The sequence below is a fragment of the Saccharopolyspora sp. NPDC045839 genome, assembly GCF_056431645.1.
This window is the reverse complement of sequence record NZ_JBWKKH010000032.1, coordinates 76,584-92,679: the sequence shown is the minus strand read 5'-3', so window position 1 is coordinate 92,679 and position 16,096 is coordinate 76,584. Positions and strand designations below refer to the sequence as shown.

17 protein-coding genes and 1 tRNA gene are annotated in these 16,096 nt (G+C 70.9%); 10 read left to right on the top strand and 8 right to left on the bottom strand.

The features are described 5' to 3' along the window. Positions 1-33: 33 nt before the first annotated feature. Positions 34-333: a WhiB family transcriptional regulator gene (locus tag AC07EQ_RS33560; RefSeq protein WP_010307833.1), complete on the bottom strand. Its 300-nt coding sequence runs from the start codon at positions 331-333 to the stop codon at positions 34-36. A 247-nt stretch (positions 334-580) separates the two neighbouring features. On the opposite strand from AC07EQ_RS33560, the gene AC07EQ_RS33555 reads away from it, so the two are divergent. Next, positions 581-2,995, top strand: coding sequence for a penicillin-binding protein (locus tag AC07EQ_RS33555; protein WP_478391845.1), 2,415 nt, complete (start codon positions 581-583; stop codon positions 2,993-2,995). A 266-nt stretch (positions 2,996-3,261) separates the two neighbouring features. After that, on the top strand, positions 3,262-4,047 hold the full coding sequence (locus tag AC07EQ_RS33550) for a siderophore-interacting protein (RefSeq protein WP_478391844.1): 786 nt from the start codon (positions 3,262-3,264) through the stop codon (positions 4,045-4,047). 248 nt (positions 4,048-4,295) lie between these two features. Here AC07EQ_RS33550 and AC07EQ_RS33545 read toward each other — a convergent pair whose 3' ends face one another. After that, complete coding sequence (locus AC07EQ_RS33545) at positions 4,296-4,766, bottom strand: GatB/YqeY domain-containing protein (RefSeq protein WP_132491800.1); 471 nt, start codon at positions 4,764-4,766, stop codon at positions 4,296-4,298. Between the two features lie 83 nt (positions 4,767-4,849). Between AC07EQ_RS33545 and AC07EQ_RS33540 the strand changes: the two genes are divergently transcribed. Next, positions 4,850-5,812, top strand: coding sequence for a metallophosphoesterase (locus tag AC07EQ_RS33540; RefSeq protein WP_478391843.1), 963 nt, complete (start codon positions 4,850-4,852; stop codon positions 5,810-5,812). 51 nt (positions 5,813-5,863) lie between these two features. Continuing rightward, positions 5,864-5,937 (top strand) — tRNA-Pro (locus AC07EQ_RS33535). A 54-nt stretch (positions 5,938-5,991) separates the two neighbouring features. Here AC07EQ_RS33535 and AC07EQ_RS33530 read toward each other — a convergent pair. Continuing rightward, complete coding sequence (locus tag AC07EQ_RS33530; protein ID WP_478391842.1) at positions 5,992-6,399, bottom strand: hypothetical protein; 408 nt, start codon at positions 6,397-6,399, stop codon at positions 5,992-5,994. Between the two features lie 141 nt (positions 6,400-6,540). Here AC07EQ_RS33530 and AC07EQ_RS33525 point away from each other — a divergent pair, with 141 nt between their 5' ends. From AC07EQ_RS33525 to AC07EQ_RS33515, 3 genes are all read left to right on the top strand, one after another. Then, on the top strand, positions 6,541-7,197 hold the full coding sequence (locus AC07EQ_RS33525; RefSeq protein ID WP_478391841.1) for a TetR/AcrR family transcriptional regulator: 657 nt from the start codon (positions 6,541-6,543) through the stop codon (positions 7,195-7,197). A gap of 69 nt (positions 7,198-7,266) precedes the next feature. Further along, entirely contained in the window at positions 7,267-7,749 is a 483-nt protein-coding gene (locus AC07EQ_RS33520; protein WP_478391840.1) for a DUF1203 domain-containing protein, read from the top strand. Between the two features lie 48 nt (positions 7,750-7,797). Beyond that, entirely contained in the window at positions 7,798-9,633 is a 1,836-nt protein-coding gene (locus AC07EQ_RS33515) for a S9 family peptidase (protein ID WP_478391839.1), read from the top strand. A 314-nt stretch (positions 9,634-9,947) separates the two neighbouring features. On the opposite strand, the gene AC07EQ_RS33510 is transcribed toward AC07EQ_RS33515, so the two are convergent. Beyond that, positions 9,948-10,445 (bottom strand): DUF1059 domain-containing protein, encoded by a 498-nt coding sequence (locus AC07EQ_RS33510; protein ID WP_478391838.1) that lies wholly within the window; start codon positions 10,443-10,445, stop codon positions 9,948-9,950. Beyond that, the gene (locus AC07EQ_RS33505; RefSeq protein WP_478391837.1) at positions 10,430-11,107 is read right to left on the bottom strand and encodes a class I SAM-dependent methyltransferase; all 678 of its coding nucleotides are present in this window, start codon (positions 11,105-11,107) and stop codon (positions 10,430-10,432) included. The genes AC07EQ_RS33510 and AC07EQ_RS33505 overlap by 16 nt, the downstream gene beginning before the upstream one ends. A gap of 147 nt (positions 11,108-11,254) precedes the next feature. Between AC07EQ_RS33505 and AC07EQ_RS33500 the strand changes: the two genes are divergently transcribed. Beyond that, positions 11,255-13,105, top strand: coding sequence for a glycoside hydrolase family 35 protein (locus AC07EQ_RS33500; protein ID WP_478391836.1), 1,851 nt, complete (start codon positions 11,255-11,257; stop codon positions 13,103-13,105). A 21-nt stretch (positions 13,106-13,126) separates the two neighbouring features. Here AC07EQ_RS33500 and AC07EQ_RS33495 read toward each other — a convergent pair whose 3' ends face one another. Both AC07EQ_RS33495 and AC07EQ_RS33490 read right to left on the bottom strand, forming a co-directional pair. Next, positions 13,127-13,300, bottom strand: coding sequence for a hypothetical protein (locus AC07EQ_RS33495; RefSeq protein ID WP_397530132.1), 174 nt, complete (start codon positions 13,298-13,300; stop codon positions 13,127-13,129). Between the two features lie 5 nt (positions 13,301-13,305). Next, a complete protein-coding gene (locus AC07EQ_RS33490; RefSeq protein WP_478391835.1) occupies positions 13,306-13,815 on the bottom strand; it encodes a GNAT family N-acetyltransferase in 510 nt (169 codons plus the stop codon). Between the two features lie 77 nt (positions 13,816-13,892). On the opposite strand from AC07EQ_RS33490, the gene AC07EQ_RS33485 reads away from it, so the two are divergent. After that, on the top strand, positions 13,893-14,429 hold the full coding sequence (locus AC07EQ_RS33485) for a TetR/AcrR family transcriptional regulator (protein WP_478391834.1): 537 nt from the start codon (positions 13,893-13,895) through the stop codon (positions 14,427-14,429). 66 nt (positions 14,430-14,495) lie between these two features. Then, positions 14,496-15,560: an NADH:flavin oxidoreductase/NADH oxidase gene (locus AC07EQ_RS33480; protein WP_478391833.1), complete on the top strand. Its 1,065-nt coding sequence runs from the start codon at positions 14,496-14,498 to the stop codon at positions 15,558-15,560. 113 nt (positions 15,561-15,673) lie between these two features. Here AC07EQ_RS33480 and AC07EQ_RS33475 read toward each other — a convergent pair whose 3' ends face one another. Beyond that, on the bottom strand, positions 15,674-15,895 hold the full coding sequence (locus tag AC07EQ_RS33475) for a hypothetical protein (RefSeq protein WP_478391832.1): 222 nt from the start codon (positions 15,893-15,895) through the stop codon (positions 15,674-15,676). Between the last annotated feature and the right edge of the window lie 201 nt (positions 15,896-16,096).

The window sequence follows — 16,096 nt, the reverse complement described above, 5'->3', positions numbered from 1 at the left end:
CGTGGCGAATTGGCCGAACCGACCTCGAACGGACTAGCTCACTTGGTACTCGGTGAAATCGGCGTAATCCTGCCGGGCGGCTTCCAGCAATTCCCGCCAGTTCCGGACGTCGGGCCGGCGCCGCAACAACGCACGCCGCTCCCGCTCCGTCATTCCGCCCCACACACCGAATTCGATCTTGTTGTCTAGCGCCTCGCTGAGGCACTCGGTACGGACCGGGCAGCCGAAGCAGACCATTCGCGCCTTGCGCTGCTCGGCGCCCCGGACGAACAATTGGTCCGGATTCTGGTCACGGCATGCGGCGTTTACCCGCCAGTCCCCCTGCTCGAACATAGAGTTCCCCCAGCTCCTCACTGGATCGTCGGCGACCGTTTTCGTCCGGAGCCCCCCGGCACCGGATGTTGTGCTCAGAACTGCTTCAACCACAACAGTGCTGTCGCTGGACGTAGACGGACTGTAGAGCCCGCTGGTTCCACAACCAACCAACGGTTGTCGCTCCGTTATCTTTCTTACTCATCACATCGGGCGGATCTACGCCGTGACACTCCGTCACGAAGCAACCCCGATTTACTCTGGCGAAGTGCGTGTCCGAGACGGCTTGTTGAAGTTGTTCGGTCTGTGTGTGCTGGCCGGGGTCCTGGTGGCCGGCCTGCTGTTCCCGGCGGCAGGGTCACTCGGAGTGGTCTCCAACCGCGCCAGCGACGCGGTCAACAGCATCTCCGCCGACCTCATGACCAAGGAACCGCCCCTTGTGACGACCGTCACAGATCGGGATGGGTTGCCCATCGCGTACCTCTTCGACCAGAACCGGTCCCCGGCCCAGCCGGACCAGATCGCCGACACCATGAAGGCGGCGATCGTGGCGATCGAGGACCGGCGGTTCTTCGACCACCACGGCGTCGACTGGGCGGGCACCCTCCGCGCCGCGGTGACCAACCAGATGTCCGGCGCGATCGCCCAGGGCGGCTCGACGCTGACCCAGCAGTACGTGAAGAACTACATGGTCCACGTGGTCGCCGGCGGCGACCCGGTCAAGCAGGCCAAGGCCATCGAGCAGACCCCGGCGCGGAAGCTCCGCGAGATCCGGATCGCGCTGCAGCTGGAGAAGCAGCTCAGCAAGGAGGACGTGCTCACCCGGTACCTCAACGTGGTGCCCTACGGGAACCAGGCGTACGGGATCGCCTCCGCCTCGCGCACCTACTTCGACACCACGCCCGACAAGCTGACCATCGCGCAGGCCGCGCTGCTGGCAGGCATGGTCAACAGCCCGAGCGCGCTGAACCCGGAGAACAACCCCGGCGAAGCGCTCAACCGCCGCAACCTGGTGATCAGGGCGATGGAGGACCAGCGCCGGATCACGCCGCAGGCCGCGGAGGAGGCCCGCAACTCGCCGCTCGGCCTCGTGCAACCGCTGCGCAGCCCGCCCAACGGGTGCGTCGGCGCCGGGCCGTCGGACGGCTTCTTCTGCAAGTACGTGATCGACTACCTGGAGCGCGCCGGGTTCACCGAGGAGCAGCTCAAGCGCGGCGGCTACACCATCCGCACCACCCTCGACTCGCGCGCCACCGACGCGGCGAAGGCCGCCGCCGAGCGCGGCGTGCCGAAGACGACCAAGGGCGTCGCCAACGTGATGAGCGTGGTGGAGCCCGGCAAGGACAAGCACCGGGTCCGCGCGCTGGTCGCCAACCGCGACTTCGGGCTCGACGCCGCCAAGGGCCAGACCGCGTACGCGCTGCCCAGCGGCGTGATCAAGTTCGGCGCGGGCTCGATCTACAAGGTGTTCACCTCGGCGGCGGCGCTGGAGAAGGGGATGGGCATCTACAACACCATCCAGGCCCCGGGCTCCTACACATCGTCGGTGTACAAGAACGGCACCGCGCCCTACACCGTCGGCAACGCCGAAGGCGTGCGGCCCGGCCCGCGCACCCTGCAGATGGCGCTGGCGACCTCGCCGAACACCGGTTTCGTGGCGCTGCAGGAACGCGTCGGGCTCGCGCAGACGGTGGACATAGCGGCGCGGCTCGGGATGCGCGAGACGCTGCTCAGCCACACCGCGGGCGGCGATCCGCTGGCGCCCGGCGGGGCCAACGGGCTGTCCCAGGCCGACCAGGTCAAGCAGCGCAACATCGGCGCCTTCACCCTCGGCTACGCGCCGACCAGTCCGCTGGAGCTCAGCAACGTCGCCGCCACGATCATGAGCGGCGGCGTGTGGTGCCCGCCGACGCCGATCGAGCAGATCCTGGACCGCAACGGCAACCCGATGTCGATCACCGAGGACCCGTGCGAGCAAGCGGTGGACGAGGGCCTGGCGAACGCGATGGCCGTCGGGATGAGCCGCGACGACCAGCCGGGCGGCACCGCCTACGCGGCGGCCAACGGGGCCGGGTGGACCCGCCCGCTGGCCGCCAAGACCGGCACCACCGAGGCCCACCAGTCGGCCGGATTCCTGGGTGCCACCCCGCAGTTCGCGGGCGCGGTGCTGACCTTCAGCGACGGAACCTCGCCGCAGGGCATCTGCGACTCCGATCCGCCGCGGTTGTGCGGGGTCAACGGCGGGAACATCTACGGCGGCAAGGTGCCGGCGCGGACGTTCTTCGACGCGATGAAGGTCATCCACGAGGGCCTGCCCGTGCTGCCGCTGCCGCCGACGACCGGCCGGTACGAGAACGGCGGCGACGAGTTCCAGGTGCCCAACGTCGTCGGCATGGACCGCAAGCGGGCTTCGGAGACGCTGCAGAAGGCGGGCTACCAGGTCCAGGAGCGCTCGGTGAGCAGCACGCGCAAGCAGGGCACGGTGACCAGCCAGACGCCCCGCGGCTTCGCGCTGCCGGGCGAGGTCGTGACGATCTCGGTGAGCACCGGGTACGTGCCGCCGCCGTCGCCGGAGAAGCCACCGCCCGGCCCGCCGCAGCAACCACCGCCGCAGCCGCCGGGCGACCGGCCGCCGCAGCAGCCGGAACAACCCGTCCTGCCGCCGGGCATCTTCCCGCCGTGACCAGCTGCTCTCACCGTGTCCGGCCGCAATTTCCATTGAAATTGGACCTTCGATTTCAATGGAACTTGCGGATCACCGGCGTGTCGGGCCTCGACACGCCGGAGGCTGTGGACAACTCCCGCAGTTTCCATTGAAACCTCGGCCGGGGTTTCAACGGACACTCGCGGATCACGGTGTGCTGGGGTCCGACGCGCCGGAGGTTTCCGGTTTCAATTGAAACTGCGGTCGCGCGATCGGCCGGACCGGCGGTTCTTAGACTCGGAGGCGTGACGAACACGCAGGCGAGCACCAGGCGCGCGCGATCCCGATACCGGTTGCTGGACGTGCGGTCGACCGAGCGCATCACGCCTCGGATGGTGCGCGTCACGCTCGGCGGCTCGGAGCTCTCGGACTTCGTCAGCAACGGCAGCGACCAGCGCATCAAGCTGTGCCTGCCGCAGCCCGGCCAGCCGATGCCGCTGGGCCGGACCCGCGCCGAGGTGTTCGCGCTGCCCCGCGAGCAGCAGCCCCGGCAGCGCACCTACACCGTCCGCTGGTTCGACCCGCAGCGGCAGGAGCTGGCGATCGACTTCGTCGTGCACGACCACGAGGGGCCGGGCAGCACGTGGGCGACGCAGGCCGCGCCGGGAGAGCAGATCGTCACCGTCGGCCCCAGCCCCGCGTACCGGCCGCAGCCGGACGCCGATCCGCTGGTGCTGGTCGGCGACGAGACGGCGCTGCCGGCGATCGCGGCGATCCTGGAGGAGCTGCCCGCCGAGGCCTGCGTGCAGGTGTTCGCCGAGGTCGCCGATGCGGCGGAGGAGCAGTCGCTCGGTTCCGCCGCCGACGTCACCTGGCACTGGCTGCACCGCGACGGCGTCCCGGCGGCCGACAGCACACTGCTCGTGGATGCGCTGCGGTCAGCCGAGCTGGGCCCGGACCCGCACGTGTGGATCGGCGCGGAGGCCGACGTGGTGCACCAGCTTCGCGAGCACTGCCAACGGGAACTCGGCCTGGACCGGCGCCGCCTCTACGCCCTCGCCTACTGGCGCCACAACGCCGCAGGCGACTGACACTCGTCCGTGCTTCTGGGGGTTCGCAGTTTCAATTGAAACTGCGGACCCCGGTGCGGCGGGTGGCTGGTTCGGTGATCGCGGAGTTGACCCTGTTGTCCCGGGTTTCCTTCCGGGGCCGGGAGATCACCGGTCCTCGGCTGCGCGGGCTGCTCGCCCTCCTGGCAAGGGGCCGTGAGTGCTTTGGGTCGCTATGACAACCCAAAACACTCACGGCCCCGTGACCAGCGCAAGCATGACGTCGGGAGTCAGCCGGCCAGCTGGGCCTTGACCAAGGCCGCGACCTTTCCGCCCTCGGCGCGGCCCGCCACCTTGGCGTTCGCCGCCTTCATGACCTGGCCCATCTGCTTCATGCCGGGACGCTCGCCGAGCTCGCCCTCGACCTCCGCGACCGCGTCCCGCACGAGCTGCGCCAGCTCGTCGTCGCCGAGCGGCTGCGGCAGGTAGCGCCGCAGGATCTCGGCCTCGCCGACCTCGGCGTCGGCCTGCTCCGCGCGACCGGCGCCGCGGAACGCCTCGGCGGCCTCGTCGCGCTTCTTCGCCTCCTTGTTCAGCACGCGCTGCACCTCTTCGTCGGTGAGCTCGCGCGCCTGCTTGCCCGCGACCTCCTCCTTGCCGACGGCGGCCAGCGCCATCCGCAGGACCCCGGTGACGACGGTGTCGCGTTGCTTCATCGCGGCGGAGAGGTCCGCCCGCAGCTTGTCCTTGAGCTCGGCCATGTGGTGATTATCCCGCTGACGGCCCGGCCGCCCGGCGTCAGGCCGAACGCCACCCGGGCCGGTGTCGTCGTAGGGTTGGTGAGGTGAACAAGTTCGGGCGGATTCTGCTCAGCACGGGCGCCCTCGGCGCCGCCGCGGTCACCTACTCGGCCGCGATCGAACGTCGCCACTGGACGCTCCGGCAGGCGACGCTGCCGGTGCTCGCCGAGGACGCGGCACCGCTTCGCGTGCTGCACATCTCCGACCTGCACATGACCCCGAACCAGCGGTCCAAGCAGCGGTGGGTGTCCGAGCTCGCCGAGCTGGACCCGGATCTGGTGGTCAACACCGGCGACAACCTGGCGCACCCGCAGGCGGTGCCCGCGGCGCTGCGCGCGATGGGCCCGCTGCTGGACAAGCCCGGCGTGTTCGTCTTCGGCAGCAACGACTACTACGGGCCGACCAAGAAGAACCCGGCCCGCTACCTGGTGCCGTCGTGGAAGGCGAAGCGGCTCCACGGGGAGCCGCTGCCGTGGCGCGACCTGCGGGCGGCGATGACCGAGCGCGGCTGGCTGGACGCGACGCACCGCCGGCACGAGATCGAGGTCGCCGGGATGCGGATCCACCTGGCCGGGCTCGACGACCCGCATCTGCACCTGGACCGCTACGACCTGATCGCCGGCCCGGTGCCGCCCGGCGCCCACCTGCGGCTGGGCGTGACGCACTCCCCCGAGCCGCGGGTGCTGGACTCGTTCGCCGAGGACGGCTACGACCTGGTGATGGCCGGCCACACCCACGGCGGGCAGCTGCGGCTGCCGGGCTACGGGGCGCTGGTGACCAACTGCGAGCTGGACCGGTCGCGGGCGCGCGGCGCGTCCACCTGGGGCGAGCACATGCACCTGCACGTGTCGGCCGGACTGGGCACCTCGCCGTACGCGCCGGTGCGTTTCGCGTGCCCGCCGGAGGCGACCTTGCTGACGCTGCTGCCCAGGACCCAGAAACCGGCTTCTACCAGCAATAATTCCGCTAAGAGGACCCCGTTCGGAGCGGGTGAAGGCGTCCGCTAGACTATGATCCAGCGGTTGAACGAGCACCCGAGATGTTCACCGCTGGAAGATCGGGGTGTGGCGCAGCTTGGGAGCGCGCTTCGTTCGGGTCGAAGAGGTCGTGGGTTCAAATCCCGCCACCCCGACGCAGAAGAGGGCCTTGGCCGGAGTTTCCGGCCAAGGCCCTTTCTCGTTCTCGCCTACGACGGCCAGGCGGAGCGTCCGGTGATGAGTGCGCGGGCGGCTTCGCGGACGGCGGGCCGGTCGAAGCGCTCGGTCCGCCACATCGTCGACCGCAGGGCGCCGCGGTCGCGGTAGGCGCGCATGATCCGCACGTGATCGGGACGTCCGACGAAGCGCCGCAGGGCTTCCTCGTCGCGCCACACCGAGACCGCACCCGAGCGCGGGCGCCGGAGGCCGGGTGCCGCCCACAGCCACATCCCGACGGCGCCGTCCAGATCGGGCCAGGACCGGCGCAGGACGACTCCCGTGATGCCCACGCCGATCATGGTCCACGGCCGGTGCGGCGTGAACTCGGTGATGCTCACGACGGCCGCACCGCCGGGCTCGGGGCCGGGTCGCCACGAGGTGAACCAGATGCCGCCCATGAAGATCTCCTCCGAAGGCGCTGGTCGCGCCCTTGATAAACAAATAGCACGGTCGTTCGTTCTTATTTACTACAACATCGAACGCACGGTCGTCCACTCATCTCGCTAAGCTCGGACGCGCCATCGACCGATCGGGAAGACGTGGGTACCGACGTGGCCGCACCGCACAACGACCGGCGAGTCGAGCGCGGGAACCGGACCCGCCAGCTGGTCCTCCGCCGCGCCGTCGACGTGGCATCCGTCGAAGGACTCGAAGGACTGTCCCTGGGACGGCTCGCGGGCGAGCTCGAACTCAGCAAGAGCGGCGTGTTCGCCCTGTTCGGCTCCAAGGAGGACCTGCAGCTCGCCGTGGTCCGCGCGGCCACCAAGATCTTCGCCGAGCACGTGATCGAGCCGGTTCGCGACCTCCCGCCCGGGCTCGGCCGCCTGTGGCAGGTGTGCGCCGGCTGGCTCGGCTACTCCCGGGAGCGGGTCTTCCCGGGAGGCTGCTTCTTCTACTCCGCCTCGGCGGAATTCGACGCCCGCGAGGGCAAGGTCCACGACGCCCTCGCCGAGGCCCGCACCGGCTGGTTCGCCTTCCTCGAACAGGTCGCGCGGGACGCGCAGCAGTCGGGCGGGATGGCGGCCGACGCCGACGTCCCGCAACTGGTCTTCGAGGTCGCCGCGCTCCTGGAGATGGCCAACGCCGAGTCCGTCCTGCACGACGAGATCACCTGCTACGGCAAGGCGGCGAACGCCATCCTGAACCGCCTGCGCGGCGTGGCCACCGACCCGTCCGCGCTGCCGACCACGCCGTGACGGCGGCTTCCTGAATGAGGCGGCCGTTTCCCGCCAGATTCCGTCGCGGGGCGCGACGACGATCGAGGTATGACCTTCCGCGTGTTGCCCATCGAACCTGACGTGCTCGACGAACTCCGCAAGCTCGATGACGCCGGGCGCGAAGTTCCCGTCCGCATCGAAGACGCGAAGGACGGCGCTCCGCTGCGCTGCTGCCTGCGGCGCGCCCAGCCCGGCGAGCGGATCGCGCTCGTCTCCTACGCCCCGCTGCGGCGCTGGGCTCAGGAGACCGGGGCCGATCCGGGCGCCTACGACGAGGTCGGGCCCGTGTTCATCCACGCCGAGTCCTGCGACGGCCCGGCTTCTCCGGAGTGGCCAGAGGAACTGCGCGGCAGCCGGCGCGTGCTGCGCGCCTACGCCAAGGACGGCCACATCCTCGGCGGCTGCCTGCTCGACCGGAACACCCAGCTCTCCGAGCGCACCGCCGAGGACCTCCTGATGGACCCGGAGGTCGCGCTGGTGCACGTGCGGGCGGTGGAGTTCGGCTGCTTCTTCTTCGAGGTCCGGCGCTGAGCGCCTGCCTGCTCCGCAGTCGGCCGCTCCATCGGGCAGTATCGGGGCGTGAGCACCTACCCCGAGGCGAAGATCCCAGAGAAGCTGTTCGACGACCCGGAGCGGGAGGGCCGCTGGCGGGCCCGGTTCAGCGCGCCCCGCGTGTCGCTACCCGACTGGGCGCGGGACGCCCCGCAACGCAGCCTGTACGTGTCGAACTTCAGCGGCACCTGGGAGATCTACACCTGGGACCGCGACGCGGACAAGCACCGCCAGGTCACTGACCGTCCACAGGGGACTTTCCACGGGACGTTGTCCGCCGACGGCGAGCAGATCTGGTGGTTCGACGACACCGACGGCGACGAGTTCGGCAGCTGGGTGGTCGAGCCCTTCGCCACCGGCGAGTCCCGGCCCGCCCTGCCGGGCACGCACCCCGGGTACCCGGCGGGGCTGGAGCTCGGTTCGTCGGTGATCGGCATCGGGATGTCCACCGACGACGGCGTGACGGTGTGGGTGGCGCGCGACGGCGGGCGGCCGGAGGTGCTCTACGAGCACGAGCAGGACGGCGGGCTGTCCGCGATGTCCTGGGACGAGTCGATGGTGGTGATCTCGCACTCCGAGCACGGCGACAGCCGCCACCCCGCGCTGCGGGTGCTGCGCGTCGACGGTTCCGAGGTCGCCGAGAAGTGGGACGGCCCGGGCAAGGGCCTGGACGCGCTGGCGTTCGCGCCGGTCACCGGCGACCCGCGGCTGCTGGTGCTGCACGAGCGGCGCGGCAAGGAAGAGCTGCTGGTCTGGGACGTCGCCGAGGACACCGAGAGCGAGATCAAGCTCGACCTGCCCGGCGAGGTCTCCGCCGACTGGTACCCGGACGGCAAGGCGCTGCTGATCGCGCACACCCACCACGCGCGGACCACGATGCACCGCTACGACCTGGCCGCGGACACCCTCACCGAGCTGCCGACCCAGCCGGGCACGGTGGCCGGCGCGTCGGTGCGCCCGGACCACTCGGTGGAGTACGTGTGGTCGTCGGCGGCGACGCCGTCGCTGGTGCGCACGGTCTCGCGGGACGGCGACGACCGGGTGCTGCTGACGCCGCCCGGTGAGCGCCCGCCGGGTTCGGAGGCCGTCACCGACGTCTTCGTGGAGGTCCCGTACGGGCCGAACGAGACGGTGCACGCGCTGGTGGCGCGCCCGGCCGACGCCGGCGACGGGCCGCTGCCGACGGTGTTCAACCTGCACGGCGGCCCGCACGCGGCCGACGAGGACCGGTTCTCCGCCTACCGGGCGGCCTGGCTGGACGCCGGGTTCGCCGTCGTGGAGATCAACTACCGGGGCTCGACCGGGTACGGCTCGGCGTGGCGGGACGCCATCGAGGGCCGGCCGGGCCTGACCGAGCTGGCCGACGTCGCGCGGGTGCACGACTGGGCGATCGACGCGGGCCTCACCACGCCGGCGCTGAGCGTCGTCGCGGGCGCGTCGTGGGGTGGCTACCTGACGCTGCTGGCGCTGGGCACGCAGCCGGAGCGATGGGCGGGCGGCGTCGCCGGGGTGCCGGTGGCCGACTACGTGTCGGCGTACGCCGACGAGATGGAGCCGCTGCGCGCCTACGACCGGGCGCTGTTCGGCGGCTCGCCGGAGGACGTCCCGGAGATCTACGAGAAGGCTTCGCCGATCACCTACGTGGACGAGGTGCGGGCGCCGGTGCTGGTGCTGGCCGGGGACAACGATCCGCGCTGCCCGATCCAGCAGATCCTGAACTACCTGGACCGGCTGGGGCTGCGGGAGATCCCGTTCGAGTTCTACCGGTACGACGCCGGGCACGGTTCCCTGGTGGTGTCGGAGACGCTGCGCCAGGTGGCGGCGGAGATCCACTTCGCCCGCCGCGCCGTCGGCCAGGGCTGACCCCTCCCCGGTCATCCCACCCCACCCCCTGCGGCTCCCCGGGTCTCGGAGGTCCGCAATTTCAATGGAAATCAGAGGTCCGATTTCCATTGAAATTGCGGAAGTTGTCCACAGGACCCGGCGCGTCGGGCTACGACACGCCGATGATCCCCAGTTTCAATTGAAACTGGGGATCCGGTTCCAACGGACCCGACCGGGGACCCGGTTCCAACGGAGACTCGAGGTGCGGTTTCAATTGAAACCGCACCTGAACGGGACTCGGGTTCCGCGGGGTGGGATGGCCGGTGAGGTCGTCCGGTGACGTGGTGCTCGGGTCAGAGTCGTTCGGCCCGGACCACGTCGAGGTTGTGGAAGGTGGGCTCTTCGTCGCAGAGATCCCTCATCTTGCGGGACAGCGCATCCGTTTCCGGTAGCCGGGAGTTGCGCATCGCCTCTTCGTAGGACGGGAATTCGACGAGTTCGTAGTAGCTGCCCGGGTGCTCGTGGTCCTGGGTGAGCACCGCGCGCTTCGCCGTGCGCTTGCCGCCGGTGGCTTCCTCCCATTCGTCCAGCAGCTCGTCGAGCTGGTCCAGCTTGCCGGTCTTGAACTCGATGAGCTGCACGAAGTTCATGCCGTCCGGCTCGCCGGCCGGGGTCTCGTCCTCCAGCAGTTCCCGGATCTGCTCGCGCAGCTCCGGGGTGTCCTCGTGCCGGTGCACCGTCACCGCGTGTTCGGTGGCGGCGCGCAGCACCTCTTCCTCCTCGCCGCTGATGGTGAGCGAGCAGCCGGTCTCGCTCGGGTACTTGCGGCAGTCCGCTATCTTCCTGACCACGGCGGATCTCCTGGTTTGCGAATCGGATTGCGCAGCCACGCGAGCTCGCGCTCGTACTGCGGGTCCGGGCGGGTGGCGATGCCCTGCACCAGCGGCGCGCGCACGTGCGCGGACGGCCAGTACCAGTCGGCGCGGCGCACCACCAACCCCGCCCGGTAGAGCTGCGGCATCACCTCGACGTTGAGGCGGCAGCGCCGGCAGCCGCGCAACATCTCCTGCGCCCGGTCCTGCGCCTGCCCCACTACGCCGGGCGCCCGGGTGTGTTCGAGGAACAGCAGTTGGCCGACCGGCCGCAGCACCCGGCCGATCTCGCTCAGCGCCGACTGCGGTTTCTCCGTGCTGCACAAGGCGAACCGGCAGACCACCACGTCGAAGGCGTCGTCCGGGAACGGCAGGTCCGCCGGATCGCCGTCGACGAACTCGGGGTCCAGATCCGGGCGCTCGCTGCGCAGGTCCGGTTTGGCGCCGAGCATCGCGAGGTAGCAGATGTGGCGGTAGGCCAGCAGGTCTTCGAGGAGGAACGCGCCGATGTCCAGCACCCGCCCGGCGGCCCGCTTCCCGGTCAGCACCCGGAACCGCTCGATCATCTCGATCGGCGGTGCCACCCCGGCCCGCTTGTAGTGGCACACGGTGGCGGAGCGGACGGCGTCGCCCGGCGTCATGTCCGCAGCATGAGCACTCGCGAGGACAGATCGCCAGGGGCTTCCGGCCCGTGGTCGCTGGTCCGATCCGGTTGCACCCCTGGCCCATCGATGCTCGAAATTGCAAGAATCTAGGACGTTTCACGCAACATCGAAAAGGAGGCCGTGATGGGAAGCGTCAACCGGCGGGGATTCCTCGGCTCGCTCGCGCTCGGCGGCCTCGCCCTCGGCATGGTGGGCACCAACCAGGTCGTCGCGCAGGCCCAGCAGCGGTCCGGGCTGACCGTGCGCGGCGACGAGTTCCTGCTCGACGGCGAGCCGTTCCGGATCATGGCCGGCGAGATGCACTACTTCCGCACCCATCCCGACCACTGGCGCGACCGGCTGGCCCGGATGCGCGCGCTCGGGCTCAACAGCGTCGACACGTACGTGGCCTGGAACTTCCACGAGCCGCGGCGCGGCGCGATCGACTTCACCGGCTGGCGCGACATCGTCCGGTTCGTCGAGACCGCCGCCGAGGCCGGGCTGAAGGTCGTCGTCCGGCCCGGCCCCTACATCTGTGCGGAGTGGGACTTCGGCGGGCTGCCCGCCTGGCTGCTGGCCGGCCCCGATCTGCCGCTGCGCTGCGACGAGCCGGCCTACCGCGACCTGGTCGACGAGTGGTTCGGCGAGCTGCTGCCGCGGCTGGCACCGCTGCAGGCGACGCGCGGCGGCCCGGTGATCGCGTTCCAGGTGGAGAACGAGTACGGCAGCTACGGCAACGACCAGGCGCACCTGGACCACCTGCGCAACACCATGCGCGGCAACGGGATCGACAGCCTGCTGTTCTGCTCGAACGGGCCGTCGGAGTGGATGCTGCGCGGCGGGAACCTGCCGGACGAGCTGGCGACGGTGAACTTCAGCGGCGATCCGACGGAACCCTTCGCCGCGCTGCGCCGGTACCAGCCGGAAGGGCCGTTGTGGTGCACGGAGTTCTGGGACGGCTGGTTCGACCACTGGGGCGAGCCGCACCACACCACCGATCCGGTCGAGACGGCCGCGGACGTCGAGAAGATGCTGGCCGCCGGGGCATCCGTGTCTCTGTACATGGCGGTGGGCGGCACGAACTTCGGCTGGTGGGCGGGCGCGAACTTCGACGATGCGAAGGCCGCCTACCAGCCGACGATCACCAGCTACGACTACGACGCGCCGATCGGCGAGGCCGGCGAGCTCACCGCGAAGTTCCACCGGATCCGGGAAGTCATCGCCCGGCACGAACCGGTCCCGGACGACCCGCTGCCGCCGCTTCCGACACGACTCCCGGCGCAGCGCGTAAACCCGGACGCGACCGCCGGACTGCTGGAGTCGCTCGACGCGCTCGGCGAACCGGTCCACCGGTCGGCCCCGGTGCACATGGAGGCGCTGGGCCAGCCGTACGGGCTGATCCACTACCGGACGCGTGTGCAGGGCCCGCGCGAGACGGCCGGGCTCCGGGTGCGCGGGCTGGCCGACCGGGCGCTGGTCTTCGCCGACGGCGAGCCGCTCGGCACGCTCGACCGCAACGATCCGCAGGGTTCGGTGGAGGTGCCGGTGCCGCGCGAGTCGGTGCTGCTGGACCTGCTCGTCGACACCGGTGGCCGGATCAACTTCGGCCAGCGCCTCAACGATCCCAAGGGCATCACCGACCGCGTCCTGCACGGCTCGCAGGCCCTGTTCGGCTGGGAGATCAGGCCGCTGCCGCTGGACGACCTGTCCGGCCTGCGGTTCCGGCCTGGCGCCGGCCCGGCGGGGCCCGCCTTCCACCGCGCGACGCTGCGGATCGGCGAGCCCGCCGACGGCTTCCTGGCGCTGCCCGGCTGGGAGAAGGGCATGGTGTGGCTGAACGGTTTCCTGCTCGGCCGCTACTGGTCGATCGGCCCGCAGCGCACGCTCTACGCCCCGAGTCCACTGTGGAGGGCCGGGGAGAACGAGCTCGTCGTGCTGGAGCTGCACCAGCCCGACGGCTCGATCGAGCTCCGCCCGGAACCCGACCTGGGCTGACCGGCCTCTGGCGTTCCGGCGTCAGTCGGGGCGTTGCCCGGGGAGCACTTCGCCGCGGAGGATCCAGGCGTCGCCGCGGCGGATCCAGTGCAGGGGCTCCGGTTGCGGCGGCCAGGCCAGCAGGTAGCGGTCGTACAGGTCGTTCATCGTCCGCACGTGCTCGGCCACCGCGCGCAGCCAGGTTCTGGTCCGCATGGCCGTCACCCCAATTCGAGGTCGTACCTCAGCTCCTCGAGCCGGTGGCCCCACTGCCGGACGGGATTTCGTTCGGTGCAGCGGAATCCCGCATCCAGGTACAGCCGGGCGGCCGATTCCAGCGAGCCGACCGTCCACAGCTTCACGTGCTCGAAGCCCCGGTCCCGCGCGTGATCGAGCAGGGCGTGCAGCAACCTCCGGCCGACCCCGGCGCCTCGCGCGGCCGGTGCGACCAAGAACCAGCGGAGCTGCGCGACGCCGTCGCCTTCGTCGGTCAGCGCGACCGTGCCGACGACCTCGCCGCCGCGCTCGGCGACCCACAGCCGACCGGGTTCGGTGCCCGGCTCGTCCCGGGCTTCGCCCAGGGCGGCGGCGAAGGCGGCGAGCCCGTGCGCGACGTGCGCCTCGAAGCGTTCGTCGAAGTCGTGCTCGCGCGCGTAGAGCTCGCCGTGCATGGCGAGCACGGCGCCCAGATCGCCGGGGCGCGGGCCGATCCGGATGGTGATGTCGGGCATGCGGAGCTCCAGCCGAGTGAAACAATCGTTTCAGTCGTAGGCTAGCAGCCTGACCAGGAACGGAACAGAGAGCGAAGATGACCCAGCAGGACGACGGCCGCCGCGGCGAACTGCTCGCGAAGCTCCTGGACTACTCCGCGACGCACGGGCTCTCCGAGGTGTCGCTGCGGCCGCTGGCGGCGGCGGTCGGCTCCAGTCCGCGGATGCTGCTGTACTTCTTCGGCTCCAAGGAAGAGCTGGTGCGGGAAGTCCACCGGCACGCCCGCGACGTCCAGCTCCGGCTCCTCGCCGACACCATCGGCGACTGCGCGGACCGGGCCGAGGTGCTGCGCGCCCTGTGGCGGTGGCTCAGCGATCCGGCGCACCACAACATCATCCGGTTCTTCTTCGAGAGCTACGCCCGCTCGCTGCACGCCCGCGGCGGCGCGTGGGACGGCTTCGGCGAGGCGAGCGTCCGCGAGTGGCTGCCGCGGCTCCGGCAGGCGCTCGGCGGCTCCGACACCGAGGCGACGCTGGCGCTCGCGGCGCTGCGCGGCCTGCTGCTCGACCTGCTCGCCACCGGCGACACCGACCGCGTCGAGGCCGCCTTCGAGGATCTGCTGCGCGCGCTCTGAGCGCCCGGATTGTGAGATGGCCGGAGCCCCGGAATACCTCGTTCCGCCAAGGCGTCAGAGCTGGTCGTGAGCCATCTCTTCGAACCGATCAAGCTTCGCGACGTCGTCGTCCGCAACCGCGTGTGGGTCGCGCCGATGTGCCAGTACTCGGCCGTCGACGGCCTGCCCGACGACTGGCACCTGGTGCACCTCGGCCAGTTCGCCACCGGCGGGGCCGGGTTGATCATCACCGAGGCGACCGCGGTGGTCCCGGAAGGCCGGATCAGCCCGCGGGACACCGGGCTGTGGAACGACGACCAGGTCGCGGCTTGGCGGCGGATCAACGACTTCCTGCACGCGCAGGGCGCCGCGACCGGTGTGCAGCTCGCGCACGCCGGGCGCAAGGCGTCCACGACCCCGCCGTGGGAGGGCAGCAATGCGGTGCCGGCGTCCGAAGGCGGCTGGGAGACGGTCAGCTCGACCGGCAACGCCTTCGGCAACCTGCCCGCGCCGCGCGCGCTGACCGAGGCCGAGATCGCCGAGCTGCCCGAGCAGTTCGCCGCGGCCGCGCGCCGGGCCGAAGCGGCGGGCTTCGACGTGATCGAGCTGCACTTCGCGCACGGCTACCTGGCGCACCAGTTCTACTCGCCGCTGGTCAACGACCGGGCCGACCGCTACGGCGGCGACTTCGAGAACCGGGTGCGGGTGCCGCTGGAGATCACCGAAGCGGTGCGCGCGGCCTGGCCCGCGGACCGGCCGCTGCTCGCCCGCCTCTCGGCGACCGACTGGGTCGAGGGCGGCTGGACCGGCGAGGACTCGGTCCGCCTGGCCGGGCTGCTGGCGGAGCGCGGCGTGGACCTCGTCGACACGTCGACCGGCGGCGCGGTGCCGAAGGCGGACATCCCGATCGGCGCGGGCTACCAGGTGCGGTTCGCCCGGCAGATCCGCGCGGAGGCGAACGTCCCGACTGCGGCGGTCGGCCTGATCACCTCGCCGGAGCAGGCGGAGGAGATCGTCTCCTCGGGGTCGGCGGACGCGGTCCTGCTCGCCCGCGAACTCCTGCGCGACCCGCACTGGCCGCTGCGCGCGGCCGACGCGCTGCACGCGGACAACATCTGGCCGAAGCAGTACGAACGAGCCCGCCGGGTCTGAGGTGCCGGTGACCGGGCGCGTGGGTCGGGGGCGCGTCGCGCCCGGTCACCGGGGTGGGCCGGGTCTCGTGAGTGGTTTGGGCTGTTATAGCGACCCAAACCACTCACGAGGGTTCAGGCCCGCAGGTGGTGCCGCCCGGTGGGCTCGTCCGGGCCGGTGGTGGGGAATCCCGGTGGTATGCGGGGATGTTCGTGCTCCGACCCGCGCTCTTCTTGTCGGGCTTCGGCTTCGATGGCGGCGATGAGATGCCAGACCGCGTAGGCGCCTTCGCCGCCTCCGGCATGCTGCCCCGCTGAGAACGCGAGTGCGAGTGCGGGGATCTGGGTGGTGGGCATCGCGAGGATCAGCAGGTTGAACAGGACGAACGTGCAGAGCTGAATCCAGAACCTGAGATCGGTTCCTTTCCTGGCTTGGGAGTGGGGGGGGGGGGGGGGGGGGGGGGGGGGGGGAGGGGGGGGGGGGGGGGGGGGGGGAGGTGTGGTCGAAGACCTCGGAGTCGACGAAGCCGCCGATGGTCCACGGCGACACCACGGTCA

Coding starts and splice junctions, on each gene's coding strand:
- AC07EQ_RS33500 (WP_478391836.1), top strand. CDS start 11,255: ATGGGAAGCGTCAACCGGCGGGGATTCCTCGGCTCGCTCGCGCTCGGC.
- AC07EQ_RS33530 (WP_478391842.1), bottom strand. CDS start 6,399: ATGGGCGGCATCTGGTTCACCTCGTGGCGACCCGGCCCCGAGCCCGGC.
- AC07EQ_RS33520 (WP_478391840.1), top strand. CDS start 7,267: ATGACCTTCCGCGTGTTGCCCATCGAACCTGACGTGCTCGACGAACTC.
- AC07EQ_RS33475 (WP_478391832.1), bottom strand. CDS start 15,895: ATGCCCACCACCCAGATCCCCGCACTCGCACTCGCGTTCTCAGCGGGG.
- AC07EQ_RS33490 (WP_478391835.1), bottom strand. CDS start 13,815: ATGCCCGACATCACCATCCGGATCGGCCCGCGCCCCGGCGATCTGGGC.
- AC07EQ_RS33560 (WP_010307833.1), bottom strand. CDS start 333: ATGTTCGAGCAGGGGGACTGGCGGGTAAACGCCGCATGCCGTGACCAG.
- AC07EQ_RS33485 (WP_478391834.1), top strand. CDS start 13,893: ATGACCCAGCAGGACGACGGCCGCCGCGGCGAACTGCTCGCGAAGCTC.
- AC07EQ_RS33545 (WP_132491800.1), bottom strand. CDS start 4,766: ATGGCCGAGCTCAAGGACAAGCTGCGGGCGGACCTCTCCGCCGCGATG.
- AC07EQ_RS33495 (WP_397530132.1), bottom strand. CDS start 13,300: ATGCGGACCAGAACCTGGCTGCGCGCGGTGGCCGAGCACGTGCGGACG.
- AC07EQ_RS33505 (WP_478391837.1), bottom strand. CDS start 11,107: ATGACGCCGGGCGACGCCGTCCGCTCCGCCACCGTGTGCCACTACAAG.